At 72.8% G+C, this 243-nt stretch carries 1 protein-coding gene; it reads left to right on the top strand.

Going from position 1 to position 243, the window contains the following annotated elements; all coding sequences use genetic code 11:
- A partial coding sequence (locus tag H926_RS28030) for an ATP-binding protein (RefSeq protein WP_043609886.1) occupies positions 1-243 on the top strand: 243 nt, incomplete at both ends.

Genomic DNA, 243 nt, shown 5'->3' with positions numbered 1-243 from the left:
CCGGCGCGGGGATGGATGAGGAAACCCTGCGCCGCGCGATGGAGCCGTTCTTTACCACCAAGCCGGTGGGCAAGGGCACCGGGCTGGGCCTGGCACAGATCTATGGCAGCATGCGCCAGATTGGCGGCGCGGTGCGGATCGACAGCGCGCCGGGCCAGGGTACCACCGTGCGCCTGTTCCTGCCGCGCACGGCCAGCGCCGCACAGGATGACGATACGCCGGCCGCGCCCGCCGGCGCCGGCA

The sequence above is a fragment of the Novosphingobium sp. B-7 genome (assembly GCF_000410615.1).
GTDB classification, from domain to species: domain Bacteria; phylum Pseudomonadota; class Alphaproteobacteria; order Sphingomonadales; family Sphingomonadaceae; genus Novosphingobium; species Novosphingobium capsulatum.
Note: the sequence above shows the minus strand (reverse complement) of the source record. Positions and strands in the feature narration are given on the sequence as shown.